We start from the raw sequence: 24165 nt of genomic DNA, 5'->3' as shown, positions 1-24165 counted from the left end.
GTGCGCACTGTTACCAAATCCGAAACGCTCCATGTCAGTAAAAGCGCTTTCTCTATTTGTAACAGGACATTATCCTTGCGCCCGTCAAGCTGAAACGCTTCCGTTGCCCGCGACATACTGCCGCTTCAGTTCACTTCCCAGAAAAAGACCCAGAATTACTTCCCCTATGCCTTATCTTCAAACTCCGCGAGACAGCGCTGTCTGCCCCCCTATTGCTCATCGAAAAGCCCTGAACCTGATCGGCGGATTCACCGCGTTGGGCCTCGCCACTTGCACCCAGGCCGCTCCGGCTTTCGACAGTGAGTCGCCGTGGATGCTCGGCGACTGGAACGGCACGCGCACCGAACTTTCGGAAAAAGGCTACGACTTCAAAGTCGATTACACCGGCGAAATGGGCAGCAATCTGCACGGCGGTTACGACCACGACCGTACCGCTCGCTACAGCGACCAGTTCGGCTTTGGCACTCATCTGGACTTGCAGAAAATTCTGGGCTGGGACGACGCCGAATTTCAGCTGACCATCACCGAGCGCAACGGCAACAACATCAGCAACGACCGCATCAATGATCCGCGCGTGGGCGGGTTCACCTCGGCTCAGGAAGTCTGGGGCCGTGGGCAAACCTGGCGCCTGACGCAGATGTGGTATCAGCAGAAATTCTTCGATCAGAAGCTCGACATCAAAGTCGGCCGTTTCGGCGAAGGCGAAGATTTCAACAGCTTCCCCTGCGACTTCCAGAACCTGGCGTTCTGCGGCTCCCAGGTCGGTAACTGGGTGGGCGACATCTGGTACAACTGGCCGGTCAGCCAATGGGCGATGCGGGTCAAATATCACCTGACGCCCGAGCTGTACGCGCAAGTCGGCGCCTACGAGCAAAACCCGTCGAACCTTGATCGCGACAATGGTTTCAAGCTCAGCGGCAGCGGCACCCAGGGGGCGATCCTGCCGGTGGAACTGGTCTGGTCGCCGAAGCTCAACGGCCTGCCGGGTGAATACCGTGCCGGCTATTACTACAGCAATGCCAATGCCACCGACGCTTACAAGGACAGCAACGGTCAGCCGGCTGCCCTGAGTGGCGAGGCTTACCGCAGCGCGTCGAGCAAACACGGCGTGTGGCTCGGTGTGCAGCAGCAATTGACCAGCCGCGCCAGCGACCACTCTCGGGGCCTGAGCGTGTTTGCCAACGGCACGATGCACGACAAGAAGACCAACGCCATCGACAACTATGTCCAGGCGGGCGTCGTCTACAAAGGCTTGTTCGATGCACGCGCCAGGGACGACATCGGTTTCGCCCTGGCTCGCGTCCACGTCAACCCGGCCTATCGCAAGAACGCCGAGGCGACCAATCAGGCCCGCGCCGTGTTCGACTACAACGACCCGTCCTTCCTGCCACCGCAAGACACCGAATACAGCGCCGAACTCTATTACGGCGTGCACGTCACGAACTGGCTGACCGTGCGCCCGAACCTGCAATACATCCGCCACCCCGGTGGCGTTGACCAGGTCGATGACGCGCTGATTGGCGGGATCAAGATCCAGTCGTCGTTCTAATTAAAACCACAAGACCTGTGGGAGCTGGCTTGCCTGCGATGAGGGTGTGTCAGCCGACACTTTTGCCAACTGACACACCGTCATCGCAGGCAAGCCAGCTCCCACAGGGATTGAATCAACCGCACACCTTTCTTAACTGAACCCTGCCCGCGCCGGATCGTCATCTACAGTGAACTGGCGCGGGACTACTTAAAACGTCACGGAGAACCACACTATGAGCACTGATGGTGCTTTGAGTCGAAGCCGTCTGCTGCCGAGCCTGCTCGGTATCCTGCTTCTGCTAATGGGCCTGGCCATGCTGGCCGGGGGGATCAAGCTGAGCATGCTCGGCGGCTCGCTGTATTACCTGCTGGCCGGTATCGGCCTGGCGCTGACCGGCGTGCTGCTGCTTGCCGACCGTTATGCCGCGCTGAGCCTGTACGCGGTGGTGTTGTTCGCCAGTACCGTCTGGGCACTGTGGGAAGTCGGCCTCGACTGGTGGCAACTGGTGCCACGCCTGGCGCTGCTCTTCGCCCTCGGTATCGTCATGCTGCTGCCATGGTTTCGTCGTCCATTGCGTATCGGCGAATTCAACCCGGTCGGCACTGGCGTACTGAGCGCTGCCGTGGTCATTGCCGGTATCGCCGCGCTGGCCAGCCTGTTCACCAACCCGGGTGAAATCAAAGGCCAACTGGATCGCGACAGCGTGCCGGGCATGAGCAACACCGCCCCGGCCATGCCGGACGGTGACTGGAATTCCTACGGCCGTAGCGCCCATGGCGATCGTTACTCGCCACTGAGCCAGATCACCCCGCAGAACGTGAACAAGCTCGTTCCGGCCTGGACCTTCCGCACCGGCGACCTGCCAGGGCCGAACGATCCGGGCGAAACCACCGCCGAAAACACCCCGCTCAAAGCCAACGGCATGCTCTACGTCTGCACGCCGCACAGCCAGGTGATCGCGCTGGACCCGGACACCGGCAAGGAAATCTGGCGTTTCGATCCGAAGCTCTCCACGCAAAACGCGGCGAACTTCAAGGGTTGGGCGCACATGACCTGCCGTGGCGTGACCTATCACGATGACGCCGCCTACGCATCCGAGCAGAGCCCTACCGGCACTGCCAACGCGCCAGTCGCCAGTGTTTGCCCGCGCCGGATCTTCCTGCCGACCGCCGACACCCGCCTGATCGCCCTGAACGCCGACACCGGCAAAATGTGCGAAGACTTCGGCAACGGTGGTCAGGTTGACCTGACGACCAACATCGGTGAATTCACCGCCGGCGGTTACTACTCCACCTCTCCACCAGCGGTCACCAAAGACCTGGTGGTGATTGGCGGCCACGTCACCGACAACGTTTCCATCGACGAGCCAAGCGGCGTGATCCGCGCGTTCGACGTGCACACCGGCAAACTGGTGTGGAACTGGGACAGCGGCAACCCGGACGACACCACGCCGATTGCCGAAGGCAAGGTCTACACCCGCAACTCGCCGAACATGTGGTCGATTTTCAGCGTCGACGAAAAACTCGGCATGATCTACCTGCCGATGGGCAACCAGACCCCGGATCAGTTCGGTGGCGCACGCACCCCTGAATCGGAACTGCACGCCGCCGGCCTGACCGCCCTCGACATCGCCACCGGTAAAGTGCGCTGGCACTTCCAGTTCACCCACCACGACCTGTGGGACATGGACGTCGGCGGCCAGCCAACCCTGATGGACCTGAAAACCGCTGACGGCGTCAAGCCAGCGGTACTCGCGTCCACCAAGCAAGGCAGCATCTACGTGCTGGACCGCAGCAATGGTCAGCCGATCGTGCCGATCAAGGAAATCCCGGTGCCGCAAGGCGCAGTGGAAGGCGACCACACTTCGCCGACCCAACCGATGTCCGACCTCAACTTCGTGCCGCCGACCCTCAAGGAACGCGACATGTGGGGCGTGACCCCGTTCGATCAGATGCTGTGCCGGATCGACTTCAAATCCCTGCGCTACGACGGCATGTTCACCCCGCCATCGCTGCAAGGCTCGATCGTTTATCCCGGTAACTTCGGCGTGTTCGACTGGGGCGGCATCTCGGTTGACCCGGTGCGTCAGATTGCTTTCGTGAACCCGAGCTACATGGCGTTCAAATCGAAACTGATCCCGGCCGCCGAAATAGCCAAACAAGGCCCTCGCGTCAGCGAAACCGAAGGCGTACAGCCCAACAAAGGCGCGCCTTACGGCGTGATCCTCGAAGCCCTGCTGTCGCCAATGGGCCTGCCGTGCCAGGCACCGGCCTGGGGTTACGTGGCCGCGGTCGACTTGACCACCAACAAAACCATCTGGATGCACAAGAACGGCACCGTGCGCGACAGCTCACCGGTTCCGATCCCGCTGAGCATGGGCGTGCCTAGCCTGGGCGGGGCCTTCACCACGGCCAGTGGCGTGGCCTTCCTGAGCGGCACCCTCGACCAATACCTGCGCGCCTACGACGTGAAAAACGGTAACCAGTTGTGGGAAGGCCGCCTGCCAGCCGGTGCACAAACCACGCCGATGACCTACACCGGCAAGGACGGCAAGCAATACGTGCTCGTTGTTGCGGGTGGTCATGGGTCGCTGGGCACCAAGCAAGGTGATTATGTGATTGCGTACAAACTGTCCGAGTAAGTTTTAGCGGCGGTTAAAGGAAAGGCGCCTCCCGTTTGGGGAGGCGCCTTTTTTGCGAGTGACTACTCAAATCGGCTCGGTATGCGTTCACTCAGGGTTGGTAGCCGAATACCTTGGGCAAGAATCTCTCAGCCATTTCATCACCCGCAATAACCAATCGACCATTGTCCTGAATATCCAACCCCGAGACGCCGCTCCCGCCTGGGCCTATGACCCACCCCTTGTCCGTGAATGTTTTATCAAAGCTCCCATCCTCAAGCACTCGCCCGAGTATCAATGCCTGTGAAATACCGCGCAGGCCCGCCGTTCCGGCCATGACGATGGCTTTATTTTGTTGCAGAGCACCTGCCGCCCAATCGGTTTGCTGTTCGGCATCAACCAAAGCGGGTTCGCCTTTATTGAACGAACCATCCGGTTGACCGTTTTCAGTGAATCTCATCACCAAAGCACTCCAATGGGGTAAGGAACCCTCTTTCTGATACGACCCCATTACCAGAATTCCCTGATCAACAGCATCAGCCTGCAACAACACTTTCGATGCTTTGTAATAGCCGGGAAGAGGCCCATACACAATAGATCCATATTCACCGAAATTCAGATCAGGCCAGCCATCAGCGTCGTAGCGATTCAAGAGAATACGATCTTCTCCTGAAGACAGAGTGACATAGCCGCCTGCAATGAGTTTTCCGCTCTTCAAGCGTGCAATGCTGTTAATGACCGTGTTCAAACCTCGGTATTGAACGGGATGCGTTCTGATCAACTCTCCCGTCACATCATTGACTGTCAGCAGTAATGTGGTGCCAGTGCCGATTCCTCCAGCAATGTCCACGTAGGGAAATGTCATTAAAAGTTCTCCGGGGGCCCCTGACACAACATCAACCTCCCCCAGAAAAATGCTGTATTCCGCACCGGGGCGCCCCTTGAAAACAACTTTGCCGTCCACCCCGAATTGATGATCAGGGCTACCCTTGTCGTCCAATCGGGCAAGAGCCGGCAAACCTTTCGAAAGGTTCAGTTGGAACCGTACTCCCGCCAACAATATCTTCCCGTCAGGCTGAATCAGGATGTGGTTAACCCGGGTATCAAATCCTGCTTCGAACTCAACCAGCACACTACCGTTCATGCCGAACGAGCGATCAACCGTGCCATGTTGATCCAGTCGAAACACTTCGCATGCCCTATTGGCCCAGACCGCGACGATCAAGCGATCCTGCTGATCTTTCGCCACAGCTCGACACTGCCCTTGTAATCCGGGAAAGCCGACGATGCCTCCTGATCCGAAGGAGGGGTCCAGATTTCCTGTGTTCAATGCGGATACCAACTCAAAATTGCTGCTCATCTTTCCTCCCTGACGCAAGCGATATGCAGCACGGCATATCCTGCGGCGCGCGATAGTTTTGTGATGAGTTCCTGAAACCTCTCACCTGACTACTGAACCATGCTCTTCACCTGCTGGGACCTGACAGAAATAACAGCGTTTGAATCCTTAAAAGCCAAATTGATGTCTTTGTATACCAAGCAGCCCCAATCGTCCGCGGCGTAATTACAGCTGGCGCAGCGAATCAGAAATATCCCGAGCCATTGAAACCACCCCCCACTTGCCCCATCTAACACCCATACCCAATTGCGCAGGTGCCCCATGACCGACCAGCAAGAATTCCCCGAAGACCCGAGCGACTACGCCGACCCAGAGAACGCCGAACACCACTCCACCGGCAAAGGCCTCGCCCTGCCAGGCCAGAACCTGCCGGACAAGGTCTACATCATCCCGATCCACAACCGCCCGTTCTTCCCGGCCCAAGTGCTGCCGGTCATCGTCAATGAAGAACCGTGGGCGGAAACGCTGGATCTGGTGAGCAAATCCGATCACCACTGCCTGGCCCTGTTCTACATGGACACGCCCCAGGAAGACCCGCGCCATTTCGACACCTCGGCCCTGCCGCTCTACGGCACGCTGGTCAAGGTGCATCACGCCAGTCGCGAAAACGGCAAACTGCAATTCGTCGCCCAGGGCCTGACCCGCGTCCGCCTCAAGACCTGGCTCAAGCACCATCGCCCGCCGTACCTGGTGGAAGTCGAATACCCGCACCAGCCCACCGAGCCGACCGACGAGGTCAAGGCCTACGGCATGGCGCTGATCAACGCGATCAAGGAACTGCTGCCGCTCAACCCGCTGTACAGCGAAGAGCTGAAGAACTACCTCAACCGCTTCAGCCCCAACGATCCGTCGCCGCTGACCGACTTCGCCGCCGCACTGACCTCGGCCACCGGCAGCGAGCTGCAAGAAGTGCTCGACTGTGTGCCGATGCTCAAGCGCATGGAAAAAGTCCTGCCGATGTTGCGCAAGGAAGTCGAAGTCGCGCGCCTGCAAAAAGAAATCTCCGCCGAAGTGAACCGCAAGATCGGCGAGCACCAGCGCGAGTTCTTCCTCAAGGAACAGCTCAAGGTCATCCAGCAAGAACTGGGCCTGACCAAGGACGATCGCAGCGCTGACATCGAGCAGTTCGAACAGCGGCTGACCGGCAAGGTTCTGCCGCCTCAGGCGCAAAAACGCGTCGAAGAGGAAATGAACAAACTGTCGATCCTCGAAACCGGTTCGCCGGAGTATGCGGTTACCCGCAACTACCTCGACTGGGCGACCTCGGTGCCGTGGGGCGTGTACGGCGAGGACAAACTCGACCTCAAGCATGCACGCAAGGTGTTGGACAAACACCATGCCGGCCTCGACGACATCAAGGACCGCATCCTCGAGTTCCTCGCGGTCGGCGCCTATAAAGGCGAAATCAGCGGCTCCATCGTGCTGCTGGTCGGCCCGCCGGGCGTGGGTAAAACCAGTGTCGGCAAATCCATCGCCGAATCCCTCGGTCGGCCGTTCTACCGCTTCAGCGTCGGCGGCATGCGCGACGAAGCCGAGATCAAGGGCCACCGCCGTACCTACATCGGCGCGCAGCCGGGCAAACTCGTCCATGCGTTGAAAGATGTCGAAGTGATGAACCCGGTGATCATGCTCGACGAGATCGACAAGATGGGCCAGAGCTTCCAGGGCGACCCGGCCTCGGCGCTGCTGGAAACCCTCGACCCGGAACAGAACGTCGAATTCCTCGACCACTACCTGGACTTGCGTCTGGACCTGTCGAAAGTGCTGTTCATCTGCACCGCCAACACCCTGGACTCGATCCCCGGCCCGTTGCTGGACCGGATGGAAGTGATTCGCCTGTCGGGCTACATCACCGAAGAAAAAATCGCCATCGCCAAACGTCACCTGTGGCCCAAGCAACTGGAGAAGGCCGGCGTGTCCAAAGGCAGCCTGTCGATCAGCGACAGCGCGTTGAAGGCGTTGATCGATGGCTACGCCCGCGAAGCCGGCGTGCGGCAGTTGGAAAAACAACTGGGCAAACTGGTGCGCAAAGCCGTGGTGAAACTGATCGACGAGCCGAAAGCGGTGATCAAGCTCGGGCCGAAAGACCTGGAAGCCTCACTCGGTCATCCGGTGTTCCGTAATGAACAAGTGCTGTCGGGGACTGGTGTGATCACGGGCCTGGCCTGGACCAGCATGGGCGGCGCAACCTTGCCGATCGAAGCCACGCGGATTCACACCTTGAACCGCGGCTTCAAACTCACCGGGCAATTGGGCGACGTGATGAAGGAGTCGGCGGAAATCGCCTACAGCTACGTCAGCTCCAACCTCAAATCGTTCGGCGGTGATCCGAAGTTCTTCGACGAAGCCTTCGTTCACCTGCACGTCCCGGAAGGCGCCACCCCGAAAGACGGCCCGAGTGCCGGCGTGACCATGGCCAGCGCCCTGCTTTCGCTCGCCCGAAACCAGCCACCGAAAAAAGGCATCGCCATGACTGGCGAACTGACGCTGACCGGGCATGTGCTGCCGATTGGCGGCGTGCGTGAAAAGGTGATTGCGGCGCGGCGGCAGAAAATATTCGAGTTGATCCTGCCCGAGCCTAACCGCGGCAGCTTTGAGGAGTTGCCGGATTATTTGAAGGAAGGGATTACCGTGCACTTTGCCAAGCGCTTTGCGGATGTGGCGAAAATTCTGTTCTGACAGAACTGTAGCGCCTGTACCGACGCCTTCGCGGGCAAGCCCGCTCCCACAGGTTTGGGGTGGACACAAATGTGTGACCACACTCGATCCCTGTGGGAGCGGGCTTGCCCGCGAAGGCGTCGGCACTTACAACACATCTCCTTCTGTGCCGTCACACTTTGTCTCATCTTCAGTTATGCTCGCCGTTCGTCGTGAATGCCGGAGCCACTGACCTTATGTCCCCCACCCGCCTGTTTGTCCCCCTCGCCCTCTCCTTGCTGGCCGCCTGCGCCACGCAACCGAAACAGAACGTGACCGTGGAAAAACAAAGCGAATGCCCAGTGCAATTGCACAACGGGCAAAACCTGATCCTGACCCTGCCAAGCAACCCGACCACGGGTTATCGCTGGACGATCCAGGATTCGGCCGGTGGCGTATTGCGCGCGCTCAGCCCCGAGGTTTACAGCAATCCGCAAGACGCGGGGATCGTCGGCAGCGCCGGCCTCTCCACCTGGCGCTTCCAGTCCTTCGCCGCGGGCACTGGCCGTTTGCGCCTGATTTACTCACAGCCATGGGAACCGGAAGTACCGGCAGTGGAAACCTTCGACTGCGCGATCTCGGTTAACTGATCGTGGGCTGGCTGATTCTGGCGCTGATGGGCGCGGTGACGTTCCTCTACGGCGTCAGTGTGCATGCAGCGTTGCTCTGCCTGCTGGTCAAACCGCTGCCGGTATTGGCGCTGCTCGGTTGGTTGCATGACGCACCGCCCAGCGAATATCGGCGCTGGATCAGCCTTGGATTGATTTTCTCCCTGCTCGGCGATGTGTTGCTGGCATGGCCCGGGGACTTGTTTGTGTTCGGACTCGGCGCGTTTTTGGTCGCGCACCTGGCGTACCTGAAAGCCTACTTGAGTGATTGCCAGCGACTGGCGCTATTGCCACTGATCATCGCGTTGGGCGTCGGCGCGGTGTTGTTGGGGATTCTGATTTCCAATGGCTTGGGGCCGCTGCTGATCCCGGTGATCGTCTATGGTCTGGCCATCAGCGCCATGCTTTGGCGCGCCCTCGCCCGACTCGACACCGATGTGCCCAAGCGCTCGGCGCTGCTGGCGGCCGCAGGTGCGGTGGCGTTTGTGTTTTCGGACAGCGTGATTGGCATTAATCGGTTTGTGATGCCATTCCATGCCGCGCCTTACGTCATCATCCTCAGCTATTGGTTGGGGCAATGGGGGATTGCGGCGTCGGCCTTTTCTCAATCCGCTCACCGCCCCCAATAGATCGTTCCCACGCTCTGCGTGGGAATGCCGCCCGGGACGCTCCGCGTCCCTGCGCAAGCGTGACGCAGAGCGTCACAGGATGCATTCCCACGCGGAGCGTGGGAACGATCAGTGCGTAACCCCGTCAATTTGGCTAAAATGCCGGCCTTTTCCACCTACACCGCTGGAACCGCCGTGAGCAAAGAATCCGATCGCCTTTTCGCCCAGCCTCTGGCCCAGGTGCCTGACTTCGCCTTTAACGAGGACGTGGTGCGGGTGTTCCCGGACATGATCAAGCGCTCGGTGCCAGGTTATCCGACCATCGTTGAAAACCTGGGCGTACTTGCCGCGCAATTCGCCCAGCCCAACAGCATGCTTTACGACCTCGGTTCGTCCCTCGGCGCAGTGACCCAGGCCCTGCGCCGTCACGTGCGCACCGACGGCTGCCGCGTCATCGCTGTGGATAACTCGGCGGCGATGGTCGAACGCTGCCGCGAATACCTCAACGGTCAGGACTCGATGTTCCAGGAGTTGCTGCCGGTGGAAGTGATCGAAGGCGACATCCTGGCCCTCGAATTCCAGCCAGCCTCGGTGGTGGCGCTGAACTTCACCCTGCAATTCATCGCTCCGGAGCAGCGCACCGCCTTGCTTTCGCGCATCCGCCAATCGCTGCTGCCCGGTGGTGCGTTGATCCTCTCGGAGAAGCTGCGCTTCAACGACCCCGAAGAACATGCGCTGCTCACCGACCTGCACGTCGCGTTCAAACGCGCCAATGGCTACAGCGAACTCGAGATTGCCCAGAAGCGCAGCGCCATCGAAAACGTCATGAAGCCCGACAGCCTCGAAGAACACCGCGAGCGCTTGCTGGCCGCCGGGTTCTCGAAAGTCGTGCCGTGGTTCCAGTGTCTTAACTTTGCCTCGTTGATTGCCTTGCCATGATTGATCTCTCCCCCCTCGCCCGCCGTCTGGCCGGTACTCCGCTGGCCGACTGGGCGAACACCCTGCAGGCGCAACTCGACAAGAAAATGGAAAAAGGTCACGGCGATCTGGAGCGCTGGCAGAGTGCGCTGGACGCCTTGCCGAAGATTCAGCCGAAGGTCGTCGATTTACTGAATGGCCTGACGCTGGACACCGATTGCGATGACGAAACCCGCGTTCAGATGCGCACCGCACTGATGGGTTTATCGCCGTGGCGCAAAGGGCCGTTCGATCTGTTTGGCGTGCACGTCGATACCGAATGGCGGTCGGACTGGAAGTGGTCGCGGGTTGCACCGCATCTGGATCTGAAGGGTAAACGCATCCTCGATGTCGGCTGCGGCAACGGCTATTACATGTGGCGCATGCTCGGTGCCGGGGCCGACAGTGTGATTGGTGTCGACCCGAACTGGCTGTTTTTCTGTCAGTTCCAGGCGGTACAGCGCTACCTGTCCGAACCCAACGCCTGGCACCTGCCGTTCCCGTTCGAAGACCTGCCGCCGAACATGGAAGGCTTCGACACGGTGTTCTCCATGGGGGTGTTCTATCACCGTCGTTCACCGATCGAGCATTTGCTGGCGCTGAAGGATTGCTTGGTCAAGGGCGGCGAACTGGTGCTGGAAACGCTGGTGATTGAAGGCGATCAGCAACAGGTGCTGGTACCGGAAGACCGTTATGCACAGATGCGTAACGTGTGGTTCCTGCCATCAGTGCCCGCGCTGGAACTGTGGCTGCGCCGCGCCGGGTTCACGGATGTTCGCTGTGTGGACGTTAGCGTGACCACGGTCGAGGAACAGCGCGGGACGGAGTGGATGAAGTATCAGTCGCTGAGCGATTTCCTTGATCCGCAAGATCACAGCAAGACGATTGAAGGCTTGCCGGCGCCGATGCGCGCCGTCATCGTCGCCCGCAAATAAATCCCCTTCCAATGATCGTTCCCACGCTCCGCGTGGGAATGCCGCCCCGGGACGCTCCGCGTCCCTTGCGGATGTGACGCAGAGCGTCACTGGATGCATTCCCACGCGGAGCGTGGGAACGATCAGTCTCTACTGGCTCTTCGGGCCTTGAAGAACTCGCTCAACACCGCCCCGCATTCCTCGGCCAACACCCCGCCTTCATACAGCACCCGGTGGTTCAAGAATCCCTGGGTAAAAAACTGCCCCTGACTCTGCACAATCCCGGCCTTCGGCTCCAGCGCCCCATACACCACCCGCGCAATCCGCGAATGCACGATCAGCCCGGCGCACATGCTGCATGGCTCAAGCGTTACATACAGCGTGCTGCCGGGCAGACGATAGTTGCTGGCGGCCAACGCGGCAGCGCGGATCGCCACCATCTCGGCGTGGGCACTCGGGTCGTTGCCGCTGATCGGGCAGTTGAAACCCCGACCGATGATTTCACCATCCTGCACCAGCACCGCACCCACCGGCACTTCACCGAGCGCCGCGCCTTGGGCGGCCAGGGCCAGGGCTTCACGCATGAAGTCACGATCACGGCTGCGATCAATGATTGCTGTCGGGCGTATCTGACGCATCAGGCCACCTCAATGGCGGCCATCAGGCCGGTTTCCATGTGGTCGATCACATGGCAGTGGAACATCCAGATCCCAGGGTTATCCGCCACCAGCGCCACTTGTGCGCGCTCGTTCTTGCCCAGCAAGTAGGTGTCCGTGAAATACGGAATAACCTTGTGCCGGTTCGACGCAATCACCTTGAAACTCATGCCGTGCAGGTGAATCGGGTGTTGATACTGAGTCATGTTCTTCAATTCGAAAATGTAGCTCTTGCCCTTCTCGAGCTTGGCAATCGGGCGGTCGGCGCACGTCTTGTCGGTGATGTCCCAGGCCTTGCCGTTGATCTGCCACAGGCTCGGCGGCTTGCCATTGTCGACGTTCACCGACACTGAGCCTACCCATTCGAAATTGAAGTTGAGTTTCTCCGCGTTAGCCAGGTCCGGCTCGGCCACCGGGTTGGCGGGCAGTGCGGGTGGCCACTCGGTCGGTGCATCGGCGTTCGCCACCGAACGGAGCGTGCCCAGGCGTACCGGGCCATTGCGCAGGGACATTTCTTCACCGGCCGGCGGGGCCTTGATCGCCAGGCAAATGCGCATGCCCGGGCCGAGCCAGTATTCCTTGCCCAACGGCCGCGGTTCGATGGGGTTGCCGTCCAGCGCGTAGATCTGCGCTTCGACGCCAGGGATGTTGAGGCGGTAAGTCAGGGTGTTATCGAGGTTGAGCAGGCGCACCCGGGTGATCTGCCCGGCGGGCAATTCAATCACAGCTTGCGCGACACCGTTGATGGTCGACAGGCGCCCCGCCGTGCCACCACGGGCCGCTTCGCGAGGAATGCTGAACGCGACAAAAGCGCCCTCTTCATCGACGTGCCAGCTCTTGAGGCTCAAGGTCTTTTCGTACTTGAAGCCGGTAGGCTCGCGCTCTTCGATGATCAACGGGCCAACCAGCCCGCGACCCAGTTCCTCGCTGCTGTTCACATGCGGGTGATACCAGTAACTGCCGGCGTCGGGCACGCGGAATTTGTAGTCGAAGTATTCGCCCGGCAGCACTGGAAGCTGCGAGACGTAGGGCACGCCGTCCATTTCCAGTGGCAGGCGGATGCCGTGCCAGTGAATGGTGGTGGCAACCGGCAGGTGGTTGATGAAGCGCACCCGCAGCCATTCCCCCTGACGCACGCGCAACTCGGTGCCCGGCGCCGACGGGCCGAACGCCCAGGCTTCGGTCTTGTGCCCGGGCACCAGTTCAACGTCCAGCGGTGCGGCGATCAGCTCGTAGTCGTGGCCCGCGTCGGCGTCGGCCATCTTGCCCAACCAGTACCGCGACGCGCCCCCCGCTCCGACACCAACGACAACAAGACCGGCCAGGCCACCGAGGATTTGGCGACGGGTAAAGGACATGAACTCAACTACCTCACGTATCAGCGACAGGCACGGGGGCCTGTAAAAGGCGAATACGATACACCTGCGGATGAGAAACAGTAAGGGTGGGGTGGCGGATGGCCGCAGAGGCCACCCCTCACCCTAACCCTCTCCCCAGGGGGTAGAGGGGACTGACCGAGTTGTTCTTGGAGCTACATCGACCTGAGAAATCGAGTCGAACTCAGGTTTGAAAAGCTTGAAGATCTGCTCCCTTTCCCCTTTTCCCCCGTGGGGAGAGGGAACTGACCGAGTTGCTCTTGGAGCTACATCGACCTGAAAAACCGAGTCGAACTCAGGTTTGAAAAGCTTGAAGATCTGCTCCCTTTCCCCTCTCCCCCATGGGGAGAGGGCTGGGGTGAGGGGTGGCTCTTGAATCTGATCACCTAACGTCCGGCAACCACCAACCCCATCAACAAATGCACAACGCCTTCGTCCAGCATCATCACGCCCGGCACCCCGGCCACCTTTAAAGCCTGCCGATCCATCCGCGCCACATCCCGCAATTCAACCCGAACCCGGGTCAGCGCCACCGGCCGCTGTGCCTTCAGGTTATCCACACCACCCAAAGCGGCCACAATTTCCGGAGCCAGACCAGAAACAGGCTGAGCCAGCACTTTCGGCTCATCCACCACCAAGTCCGGCGTCAACGCTTTCCAGAACGCCCGCTGCATTTTCTCGAACATGTTCAGTTCTCCAGTACCAGTGAAGTATCGACCGTCGCCTCGTGATACAGCCGCAGCGCCTCGCGCACTTGCTCGGCGCTTTCCAGGCCCAGCACTTGCTGGGCGATGGCCTGGCAGTCCAGCAGATCCACTTCGCGAACCGCCGCTTTGATCGCCGGAATCAACGGCACGCTCACCGACAGTTCATCCACCCCAAGTCCCAGTAACAACGGCACCGCCAGGGTTTCCGAGGCCATGGCGCCACACACGCCGACCCATTTGCCATGGGCGTGGGCGGCCTTCACGGTGCTGGCAATCAAACGCAGCACCGACGGATGAAAGCTGTCGGCCTGACTGGCCAGGCGCGGGTGATCGCGGTCCATGGCCAGGGTGTATTGGGTCAGGTCGTTGGTGCCGATCGAGAAGAAATCCACTTCGGGCGCAAACAGGTCAGCCATCAGCGCCGCTGCCGGCACTTCGATCATGATCCCCAGTTTCGGCCGTTCGGTGAGGGCCAAAGCCAGCGCCTCTTCCTCAAGCAGCTGCCGAGCCAGGCGCAACTCCGACAGCTGCGTGACCATGGGCAACATGATGTGCAGACGGGCCAGCCCGGCGCTGTTCAGGATCGCCTTGAACTGGTCGCGCAACAGCTGCGGGCGCTCCAGGCACAAACGAATTCCGCGCATGCCGAGGAACGGATTGGTTTCGCTCTCCATCGGCACGTAGGCCAACGGTTTGTCGCCGCCGACATCCAGTGTGCGCACCACCAGATTGCGCGCCGGCCCCAGGGCGCGGGCGATGGCGCTGTAGGTGGACGCCTGTTCGTCATGGCTTGGCGCATGATTGCGGTTCAGATAAAGAAACTCCGAACGCAACAGTCCAACGCCCTCGCCTCCCAGTGCCATGGCCTGCTCCGCTTCAGCCAGCGAGGCGATGTTGGCCGTCACTTCAACGTGGTGTCCATCGCGGGTACACGCCGCCAGCGCTGCGTGCGCCAACTCATGTTGATGGCGTTTCTGCTGGCGCTGACGGTTGGCTTGCAGCTGCTCGATGGCCGCCAGATCCGGGTCCAGGTGCAGCTCGCCCTTGTCGGCGTCGAGCAACACCTGAGTGCCGTTGGCCAGCCCCAGCACCTGAACGGGCAACCCGCAGATCGCCGGCAAACCGGACGCCCGAGCGAGGATCGCGACGTGGCTGGTAGCGCCGCCACCGACCGTGGCGAAACCCAGTACCTTGCGGGTATCGAGCCCGGCGGTCTGCGACGGTGTCAGTTGTTCGGCGATCAGGATCGCCCCTTCAGGCAGCTCCATCGCCTGATCCTGTACGCCGAGGATCAGCTTGAGCACTCGCTGGCCGACATCGGCCAGGTCCGCCGCCCGCTCCGCCAGCAAGGCATTGCCCAGGCTGTTGAACACGGTTACCGCCGACTCGGTGGCCGCGCGCCAGGCGAACCCGGCACTTTTGCCTTCGTCGATCTGCACGTGAGCCACCTCAAGCAAACCCGGATCTTCGAGCAATTCCTGATGAGCCTTGAAGATGTCTGCCTGCGCACTGCCAACGGCGGTGTCACGCAATTGTTGCAGGGCCAGCAGCGCCTCGGCCAAGGCGCGGGACAGATGATCGCGTTCAACCTGTGGTGTGGCGCCGAATTCATTCACGTCCAGGTGTTGTTCGGCTATCTGCACCACTTGGCCAAACGCCGACCCGGCCGATGCGCACACCCCACGCAACACCGTCAGCGATGAAGCCTCAATCGCAACCGCCTCAACCGGCGCCGGGGCCGCCCCCGCTTCACCGCATCCAGTCGCCAGCAATTCGGCGAGTGTCTTGATCGCCGCTTCAGCATCCGGGCCGGCCGCGCTGACTTGCACAACGTCACCATGAACCGTCTGCAACGCCATGATCGCTACCAGGGATTTCGCGTTCGCACTCGCCTGCTGTTTATGCAGATAAATACTCGCCGAAAAACCTTTCGCCGCCTGGGCGAACACCGCTGCCGGACGGGCGTGCAAGCCGTTCGGATTGGCCAGCGTCACTGGTTTGGAAAACACTGCTTCGCCCGCTTCCGGCACCGGCTCATCTGTTGCCTGCTCGATGGGCTTCAAGCTCAGTAACGGCTGGCCACTGTCGACCACACCCGTTTCCGGCGTCAGCCAAGTGAACGGCTCACCGCTGACCACCAGCATCAACGTCAGCAGGCTGCGGGCATTCAACGCCACAAAATCGGCATCGAACTCTATCAGCGACTGCCCAACGTCAACCTGCTGGCCCTCCTCCACCAACCGCGTGAAGCCTTTCCCGGCGAGGTTCACCGTGTCGAGGCCAATGTGCATCAACACCTGCACGCCATTTTCGTCGGTGATGCTGATCGCATGCCCGCTGGCCTGCACGTTGCTGACAACCCCTGCCAGCGGCGCGCACAACGTCGTTGAAGTCGGATCGATGCACAGGCCATCGCCGATCACGCGGGTGGAAAACACCGGATCGGGCACGAGGTCCAGTGGCATCAATACGCCAGACAGGGGCGCGTGCAGTTGCAATAGTTGGGGTGTGGCCATGACGTCACCTGCTGTTTTGTTCTTTGAAGTGCCGATGGAGCGCGAGGCTCCGACAGCATCGCTTATTTCCACCAGTACTCGACCTGCAATCCGACGTTCGAACCGTGCCGCGCCGTGCCAAACGCCCCGGTGTCGGACAACGCCGAGCCCTGCGCCTGTTCATTGGCCGCCCGTTTGGCCGCCTCGTTCCAGCTCGCATAGGTGTAATACAAACGCACCTCGGGCCGTGCCCAGAATTCCGGCCCCTTGGGCGACCAGGTCGGGGCGAAGGTGAACTTGCTCAGCTTGCGCGTGCCGCCCGTGGCGTCGACCTGATCGTGACCCAGTTCGGTCACCAGTTTGAACTGCTCGGTGAGCGCATAGGCCGGGCGAACACCCAGGGAAATCCAGTTCTGATCACTGCCGTCCGGGCGAATGTCTTTCTGGTAAACCGCCTCGATCTGCCCGCCAAATCGCGGCGTCACTTGCCAGTCGAAGAACTCCACCACCCGATAACTTTTGTTGCTGTCGTCGAGCTTCACGTTACCGGTATAACCCAACCCAGTGCCGGGACCTTCGCCGTACTGGAAGGCCAGTTTGTTCTTGCCGCCCAAAAAGCCCTTCTGCACATGCTGGGTGGTGATCGCCCAGCCACGATGAGCGTCGCGGCTGTCGGGTTTATCGATGTAGCTCAGCCCGAATTCCAACGCACCGCCGGGGTTGGTGTTGAAGCCGGCAACGTTGAAGTCATGTCGGTTGATGTAGTCCTTCTGGTACAGGTTGTCCTTGCGCGAGAAGGCGTAGCTGTATTTCAGATCGCCAATCAGCACGTCCTCGATACCGCCGCCGGTGGCGCTCTGGTTCCAATAGTAGAAGTCGGAAATGTGAATATCGTTCCGTTTGTAGTAACGCCGGCCGGCCCACAGCGAACCGCCGTTGAGGCTTGGCATGTTCGACCATTGCGCGTACGCCTGCGGCAAGCGCACCGAGCCGTTGTCACCGTTGAAGGTCAGGTCCTTGTCGTACTGGTTGTACAACGAAGCCATGCCGTCGATGCTCAGTACCGAACCGTCATCCAGGGTGTAAAGATCCTGGCGCAACTCCAGTTCGGCGTACTGCTCGCATTCATTGCCCAAGCGGTACTTGGTCTGCGCACCCGGCAGTTGGAAGCACTGCTGTTTACCGCTGTTGACCGAGGTGCCGACGCCGCTGCGCAAGTAACCGGCGAACTCCAGCGCCTGGGCCGAAAGAGGCAAAGCCAGGCACACGCCCGCCATTGCAAGGCTGCGATTTATTGTTGTTTTCAAGAGCTACCCCATTATTTTTATTGTGTGCAGCGGCAAAATCGGCGCGCAAAACTCCCCCGCGCAGCGTTCTGCGTGTTTTTTTGTTCGGTGTTTTTTGCGCTCGGTCAGTCGGTCATATGCAGCACGAACGATTCATAGGGCCGTAAGTGGACCTGCCGATTTCGCGTCGGACAGTCCGGGTAATTGCTAATGACCAAACGTTGGGCCATGGTTTCGCTGATCACTTCATCGGGCAGTTCGACTTCGCATGGCGTGCCGTAGAAGTTGTTCAGCACCAACAATCGTTCGCCATTGCCCTCACGCACATACGCCCAGATTTGCGTGTGCTCGGACAACAATTGCCGGTAAATGCCGTCGGATATCAGCGCCTCAGTGCGACGCAAGGCGATCAACTGACGGTAGTGATGCAGGACCGAATCCGGGTCATCGAGCTGAGCGGCAACGTTGATCTGCCCGGCGTTCACCGGCACCCCGATCCACGGCTCGACAACGCTGAAACCCGCGTTGGGCTCGGCGTTCCAGTGCATCGGCGTACGGCCGTTATCCCGGGACTTCTGCATGATCGCCGCCATGTTGTCGGCATCGCTCGCACCCGCCTCGCGCTTGAGCCGGAAGATGTTCAGCGTCTCGACATCGCGGTACTGATCGATGTGATCGAAGCCCGGATTGGTCATGCCCAGTTCCTCGCCCTGGTACACGAACGGTGTGCCCTGGAGGAAATGCAGCGCCGTGCCGAGCATCTTCGCCGAGAGCACCCGATATTCGCCGTCATGACCAAAACGCGAGACCACACGAGGCTGGTCATGGTTACACCAGAACAGCGCGTTCCAGCCACCGCCGGCCTGCATGCCGGTTTGCCAATCGGAAAGAATGCGCTTGAGTTCGAGGAAGTCGAAATCGGCGCGAATCCACTTCTGCAGGTTCGGGTAATCGACCTTCAGGTGATGGAAGTTGAAGGTCATCGACAGCTCTTTCGACTCGGGTCGCGAGTATCGAATGCAGTGCTCCAGACTGGTGGACGACATCTCGCCAACGTTGATCAGGTCATGGCCTTCGAACACTTCGCGGTGCATCTGCTGCAAGTACTCGTGAACGTTCGGGCCGTCGGTATAGAAACGTCGACCGTCGGTATTGTCCTCGGGGAAGTCCGCCGGTTTGGAGATCAGGTTGATCACGTCCAGACGGAACCCGCCCACGCCCTTGTCGCGCCAGAAACGCATCATCTTGAAGACTTCGGCACGCACCTTTGGGTTATCCCAGTTCAGGTCGGCCTGAGTGTGGTCGAACAGGTGCAGGTAATACTGACCGGTCTGGGCTTCGTATTCCCACGCCGAGCCACCGAACTTTGACTCCCAGTTGTTCGGCTGGTCGCGCCAGATGTAGAAATCCCGGTACGGGTTGTCGAGGCTGCTGCGGGCCTGCTGGAACCAGGTGTGTTCGATCGAGGTGTGATTGACCACGATGTCGAGCATCAACTTGATGCCGCGCTTGCCGGCCTCGGCGATCAGCAATTCGCAATCGGCCATGGTCCCGTAGCTCGGGTCGATGGCGTAGTAGTCACTGATGTCGTAGCCGTTGTCGCGCTGGGGCGAGCGCAGGAACGGCGTGATCCACAGACAATCGACACCCAGCCAGTGCAGGTAATCGAGCTTGGCCACAACGCCGAGCAAATCACCCGTGGGGTTGCCGGCGTGGCTGTGAAAACTCTTCGGGTAGATCTGGTAGATCACCGAACGTTGCCAGTCTTGCATGACTGAGTTCCTTCAATTTGGTTTGATACTGGCCTTGCGGGCCTCTTCGCGAGCAGGCTCGCTCCCACAGTTGATCGCGTTCCAATGTGGGAGCCTGCTCGCGATAGCGATCAGTCAGGCAACCCGATACCCAGGCCGAACAATCTTCATGCTCAACCCGCAGGTCAGAACAAACGGCACGACCATGGCAATCACCATCCCGATCACGAACATCGGAATGAACTGCGGGATGATCGAGATAAAACCGGGCAAGCCACCGACGCCGATTGCCGAGGCCTGAACCTTGTTCAGCGACAGGAAAATGCAGCCCAGGGCCGAACCGATCAGGGCCGCATAAAACGGAAACTTGTAGCGCAAGTTGACCCCGAACATGGCCGGTTCGGTGATGCCGAAGTAAGCCGAAATCGCCGAGGTCGAGGCCATGCTTTTATCCCGCACACTGCGGGTCATGTAGAACACCGACAATGCCGCGCTGCCCTGGGCCAGATTGGACATGACGATCATCGGCCAGATGAAAGTGCCGCCCTGGGTGGAAATCAACTGCAAGTCGACCGCGAGGAACATGTGGTGCATGCCAGTGATCACCAGCGGTGCGTAGAGCAAACCGAAAATCGCCCCGCCGACCATCGGCGCCAGGTCGAACAGCATGACCACGCCTTCGGTGATGAGAATCCCCAGATGCCGGGTCACCGGGCCGATCACGGCCAGCGCCAGCACGCCGGTGACGACGATGGTGGTGATCGGCACCACCAGCAATTGCACCGCATTTGGCACCCGCGCCCGCAGCCATTTTTCGATGACGCTCATCACGTAGGCTGCCATCAGGATCGGCAGGATCTGCCCTTGGTAACCCACCTTCTCGATCTGGAACAAACCGAGGATGTCGAAGTACGGCAGGCTCTGCCCGTCCAACCCGGCCACCGCTTTGCCGTAGTTCCAGGCATTGAGCAGATCGGGGTGAACGAGCATCAAACCGAGCACGATGCCGAGGATTTCGCTGCCGCCAAACCGCTTGGCCGCCGACCAGCCCACCAGCGCCGGCAGGAACACGAACGAAGTGTTGGCCATGAGGTTGATCAGGCTCCAGAGCCCGTCAAGCTTGGGATAGGCATCAAGCAGGGTCTTGCCCTCGATGAACATGCCTTTGGCGCCGATCAGATTGTTGATGCCCATCAACAGGCCGGCAATGATCAGCGCCGGCAGAATCGGCATGAAGACGTCGGAAAACACCCGCACCAGACGCTGCACGGCGTTGATCTTGTCAGCGCTTTTTTGTTTAACGTCGGCGATGGTCGAGGCGGCGAGACCGGTTTGCCGGCGCAGTTCGGCGTAGACCTTTTCCACTTCACCGGGACCGATGACCACCTGGAACAGGCCGCCGGTGAAGAACGAACCTTTGACCAGATCGATCTGGTTCAGCGTGGCGCTGTTGACCAGGCTCGGGTCCTTAAGAGCCAGGCGCAACCGTGTGACACAGTGCGCGGCCTGCTCGAGGTTGTCGCTGCCACCGAGGCTTTGCAGCAGCTCGCTGGCGATATTCGGATAGTCGTGGCTCATGCTTGTTCTTCCGCTGTAGTTTTTTGTTATTGGCAGCACGCCGAAACGAAAAGTACTCGTCTGTACGAGTTAAAGCAACAACTCGTACAGACGAGTTTGAATTTGTTTATCCTGAACCCGACAGGCGGCGATGTTTCCTACCTCCAAAGTCAAAGAAACCTAACGCCGCATGGACAAACCCCTACCCTGCCCTTAAGGTTCGAAGCCTTGAGTACAGCGCGGCATAGAGCCATTCCCATGAGTAAATACAACCAGATCTACAGCGATCTGCTTGCCAGCATCACGACCGAACGTCTGGAACGCGGCGCCCGGTTGCCTTCCGAAACCGAACTGATGGACAGCTATCAGGCCAGTCGCGGCACCGTGCGCAAGGCCATCGAGCAATTGCAGGAACGCGGTTTCGCGCAGAAGGTTCACGGCAAAGGCACGTTCGTGCTGTCGACCAACCCGATCGAATTCCAGCTCGGCGGGATCGTCAGCTTTCAGGAAACGTATCCACGCCTGGGTAACGACGTCAGCACCGAGGTGGTCGAGTTCACTCAAATCCCCCTTGAGGGCACGCTGCTGGAACACATCCAGGCCGAAGCCGGCAGCCAGATCACGCGGATCAAGCGAGTACGGTGGATCGACGGTAAACGCGTGATCCTGGACATCAACCATTTCGTCAGCGACGTGATCCCCGGCCTGTCCCGGGACATTGCCGAGCACTCGATCTACGCCTTCATTGAGCAGACCTTGCAACTGCAAATCGCCTACGCCCAGCGCACCATCGAAGCGGTGCCCCGCAGCAAGGACGATCAGCAACACCTGGACCTCGACGGCCAGAGCCATGTGATAGTGGTCAGCAATCAGACGTTTTTGCAGGATGGTCGGCAGTTCGAATACACAGAGTCGCGGCATACGCTGGACAAGTTTTACTTTTCTGACATTGCGCGCCGCTGAGCCTGACTCTGGTACTCATCATTTCCTACGTCTTGCGTCAGCAACTGACCACCGCCAGCGACCCAGTGCCTTACAGCTGGAATCGATGCCCCTTGAGATAGTGAGCGCCCCGACCACCTCTCAAGGAAGACATCATGGACGATACCCAAGAAATTACCCTGCCCGACGCTGCCGATGTGTTGGCCCTCCAGCCCCTGATCACTGATCTCGTTGCCGATTGCCCCGACCTGCACGCGTTGGCATATCAGGTCGCCAAGGACATTCTCGTCAAGCACGACATCACGGATATCGAACCCGACAAAGTCTACTGGCACCGGTTCCATGGCGCCCAAAGCAGCTCCACGGCTTTTACCGGCTGGCAGCACATCCTTGAAAAACCCAAGGAATCCATGACCTTCCCGCAACTGGTCATGCAACGTTTCAGCGTCCACGATCAGGACAATGCCGACCTGCTGGACCTCTACGGCGGCTTTTATCGTGTGGGGGCGGACGCCGAATCCTACGATGAAACCAATGAAGTGCGCCTGCACGGCAACGACGTGCTGAAAGCCTTCTGGGACATCAATTTCGCTGATCGCTACAAAACGGCCATTGCGACATTCTGGGAAAAACACAGCGCCAACTTCCGTGCGCTGGCCAAGTGCACGTTCATCGCCAAAGCGATTGAAGACTATGAGAAGGGTTACTTGACCCAAGAACACTTCAGCACGGTGCTCAGCGCCTGCGCCGGTAATGTCAGCAGGCCGCTCACCCGGCAAATGCTGATGGACGAGGCGACCACACCCAGCGGTTTATCGATTCGCAAGTTTTGCATTGACCACTTCGTGTCGACGGACATCCTCAGCATCACTGACGACAGTGACCTGAACATTCTCTACATTCCGGGCGAGCTCAGAGGTTTTCACTGTTTCAACAAGGTCGAAGAGCTGCACGAATGGCTGGTCAATGAGGTCAAGGACGCCGAAGGCCGTGAACGCATGCTCATGCACTTCAAGCAGGAAGAGCGCGACATCGTTCAGGAAAAGCCCACTTCCCTAGGGCACAAACTGGCCAACTTCACCGGCATTGGTCTGATCGTTCATTTCCTGGAAAACACGGAACATGAAAATGTCGGCCTCACCCACGCCTATGACGTTCTACCCAGTGACAATGAAGCCGGGAACGTTCATTTGCTCCACTATCGTGGCGAGAAAATTGCCGGTGATGCGTTCACCTATCTGAATCAGTCCACCCATGAGCGCATGCTCAGCGACGCCAATTTCCTGCTGCACTCCAACGGCGAGATCAGGAAAAAGCTGTGGATCGGCTACCTCAATGCCTTCAACCACACGTTCGGACCGATGGCCGCCCTTGCATGGCCGGCAGCGCTGGTCGTCATCGGTGCCGGCATCGCCAATGTCGGCCTGCACATCGACCAGGCCATCAACGGCACCACTGCGATGGAACGTAAGGCCGCGGTCAAAGCTGCGATTTTTGGCAGTGTGGATGTACTGTTTAATTTGCCATTTCTGCGCGGCGCAGTTGAACTGGCAGATGCCGCCGAGATCGCAGAGGCCGCCGAGACAGAAGAGGCGCTTGCCTCCGGGGAAGCGCCGAAGACAGACATAGAATCGCCGGCGATACCTTCCCTTTCCGTCGACGCCGAGGCTATTGGCCCCTCAGACAGGGACATACTGGCGCCCTTTGAAACCAATGAGGTTCTCGACGGCGAATTCCCGGTGAGTGTTGAAGGTAAATTTCAAGGCATCTATCAACCCGCAACCGGGGGTCACTACATTACTATCGACGACCGTTTTTTTCAGGTGCGTTACAGCAATGAACTGCGGTCCTGGGCAATCGTCGCCCCCACCAATCCCTACTCCTTTTTCCGCAACATTCCGGTACGTCTGAATGAAGCAGATGAATGGGAAATGTTCTCGCGACAGGGTTTGAAGGGCGGTGGCAAAAACCTCTCTAAACCGGCGACACCGAAGCCCGGCCAGAGCACCAGCAACTCCGCGCCACCAGCCCCTGTCCCCCTTGAACCAGTAGCTTCTACCT

17 protein-coding genes are annotated in these 24165 nt (G+C 59.6%); 9 read left to right on the top strand and 8 right to left on the bottom strand.

Going from position 1 to position 24165, the window contains the following annotated elements:
* Positions 1-166: 166 nt before the first annotated feature.
* Together AC3WP4_RS21445 and AC3WP4_RS21440 are read left to right on the top strand one after the other, a co-directional pair.
* Entirely contained in the window at positions 167-1549 is a 1383-nt protein-coding gene (locus AC3WP4_RS21445; RefSeq protein ID WP_102616041.1) for a carbohydrate porin, read from the top strand.
* Between the two features lie 214 nt (positions 1550-1763).
* Positions 1764-4172, top strand: a complete 2409-nt coding sequence (locus AC3WP4_RS21440; RefSeq protein ID WP_074873983.1) for a glucose/quinate/shikimate family membrane-bound PQQ-dependent dehydrogenase — start codon at positions 1764-1766, stop codon at positions 4170-4172.
* Positions 4173-4263: 91 nt separating this feature from the next.
* Here AC3WP4_RS21440 and AC3WP4_RS21435 read toward each other — a convergent pair whose 3' ends face one another.
* Positions 4264-5511: an NHL repeat-containing protein gene (locus AC3WP4_RS21435; RefSeq protein ID WP_074873982.1), complete on the bottom strand. Its 1248-nt coding sequence runs from the start codon at positions 5509-5511 to the stop codon at positions 4264-4266.
* A 300-nt stretch (positions 5512-5811) separates the two neighbouring features.
* On the opposite strand from AC3WP4_RS21435, the gene lon reads away from it, so the two are divergent.
* From lon to cmoB, 5 genes are all read left to right on the top strand, one after another.
* A complete protein-coding gene (gene lon / locus AC3WP4_RS21430) occupies positions 5812-8229 on the top strand; it encodes an endopeptidase La (RefSeq protein WP_102616043.1) in 2418 nt (805 codons plus the stop codon).
* A gap of 215 nt (positions 8230-8444) precedes the next feature.
* Positions 8445-8837, top strand: a complete 393-nt coding sequence (locus tag AC3WP4_RS21425) for a protease inhibitor I42 family protein (RefSeq protein WP_074873979.1) — start codon at positions 8445-8447, stop codon at positions 8835-8837.
* A gap of 2 nt (positions 8838-8839) precedes the next feature.
* Positions 8840-9484 (top strand): lysoplasmalogenase, encoded by a 645-nt coding sequence (locus tag AC3WP4_RS21420; protein ID WP_102616044.1) that lies wholly within the window; start codon positions 8840-8842, stop codon positions 9482-9484.
* Positions 9485-9622: 138 nt separating this feature from the next.
* Complete coding sequence (gene cmoA, locus AC3WP4_RS21415) at positions 9623-10402, top strand: carboxy-S-adenosyl-L-methionine synthase CmoA (protein WP_173860486.1); 780 nt, start codon at positions 9623-9625, stop codon at positions 10400-10402.
* The gene (cmoB, locus tag AC3WP4_RS21410) at positions 10399-11355 is read left to right on the top strand and encodes a tRNA 5-methoxyuridine(34)/uridine 5-oxyacetic acid(34) synthase CmoB (RefSeq protein WP_102616045.1); all 957 of its coding nucleotides are present in this window, start codon (positions 10399-10401) and stop codon (positions 11353-11355) included. The genes cmoA and cmoB overlap by 4 nt, the downstream gene beginning before the upstream one ends.
* 122 nt (positions 11356-11477) lie before the next feature.
* Here the strand turns inward: cmoB and tadA are convergent, their stop codons facing one another.
* The 7 genes from tadA to treP all read right to left on the bottom strand — a co-directional run bounded on the left by tadA (position 11478) and on the right by treP (position 21183).
* Complete coding sequence (tadA, locus tag AC3WP4_RS21405) at positions 11478-11972, bottom strand: tRNA adenosine(34) deaminase TadA (RefSeq protein WP_046049260.1); 495 nt, start codon at positions 11970-11972, stop codon at positions 11478-11480.
* On the bottom strand, positions 11972-13348 hold the full coding sequence (locus AC3WP4_RS21400) for a multicopper oxidase family protein (RefSeq protein ID WP_102616046.1): 1377 nt from the start codon (positions 13346-13348) through the stop codon (positions 11972-11974). The genes tadA and AC3WP4_RS21400 overlap by 1 nt, the downstream gene beginning before the upstream one ends.
* 404 nt (positions 13349-13752) lie before the next feature.
* Positions 13753-14052, bottom strand: coding sequence for a PTS sugar transporter subunit IIB (locus tag AC3WP4_RS21395; RefSeq protein WP_102616047.1), 300 nt, complete (start codon positions 14050-14052; stop codon positions 13753-13755).
* 2 nt (positions 14053-14054) lie between these two features.
* The gene (gene ptsP / locus AC3WP4_RS21390; protein ID WP_102616048.1) at positions 14055-16589 is read right to left on the bottom strand and encodes a phosphoenolpyruvate--protein phosphotransferase; all 2535 of its coding nucleotides are present in this window, start codon (positions 16587-16589) and stop codon (positions 14055-14057) included.
* A gap of 62 nt (positions 16590-16651) precedes the next feature.
* Positions 16652-17875: a maltoporin gene (locus AC3WP4_RS21385; RefSeq protein WP_102616049.1), complete on the bottom strand. Its 1224-nt coding sequence runs from the start codon at positions 17873-17875 to the stop codon at positions 16652-16654.
* A 104-nt stretch (positions 17876-17979) separates the two neighbouring features.
* A complete protein-coding gene (gene treC, locus AC3WP4_RS21380; RefSeq protein WP_102616050.1) occupies positions 17980-19626 on the bottom strand; it encodes an alpha,alpha-phosphotrehalase in 1647 nt (548 codons plus the stop codon).
* Between the two features lie 114 nt (positions 19627-19740).
* Positions 19741-21183 (bottom strand): PTS system trehalose-specific EIIBC component, encoded by a 1443-nt coding sequence (treP, locus tag AC3WP4_RS21375; protein ID WP_102616051.1) that lies wholly within the window; start codon positions 21181-21183, stop codon positions 19741-19743.
* A 237-nt stretch (positions 21184-21420) separates the two neighbouring features.
* On the opposite strand from treP, the gene treR reads away from it, so the two are divergent.
* Positions 21421-22125 (top strand): trehalose operon repressor, encoded by a 705-nt coding sequence (gene treR, locus AC3WP4_RS21370; protein WP_102616052.1) that lies wholly within the window; start codon positions 21421-21423, stop codon positions 22123-22125.
* 134 nt (positions 22126-22259) lie between these two features.
* The coding region (locus tag AC3WP4_RS21365) for a dermonecrotic toxin domain-containing protein (protein ID WP_371917831.1) at positions 22260-24165 on the top strand (1906 nt) is incomplete at its 3' end.

The organism is Pseudomonas sp. FW305-20, assembly GCF_058788075.1.
Note: the sequence above shows the minus strand (reverse complement) of the source record. Positions and strands in the feature narration are given on the sequence as shown.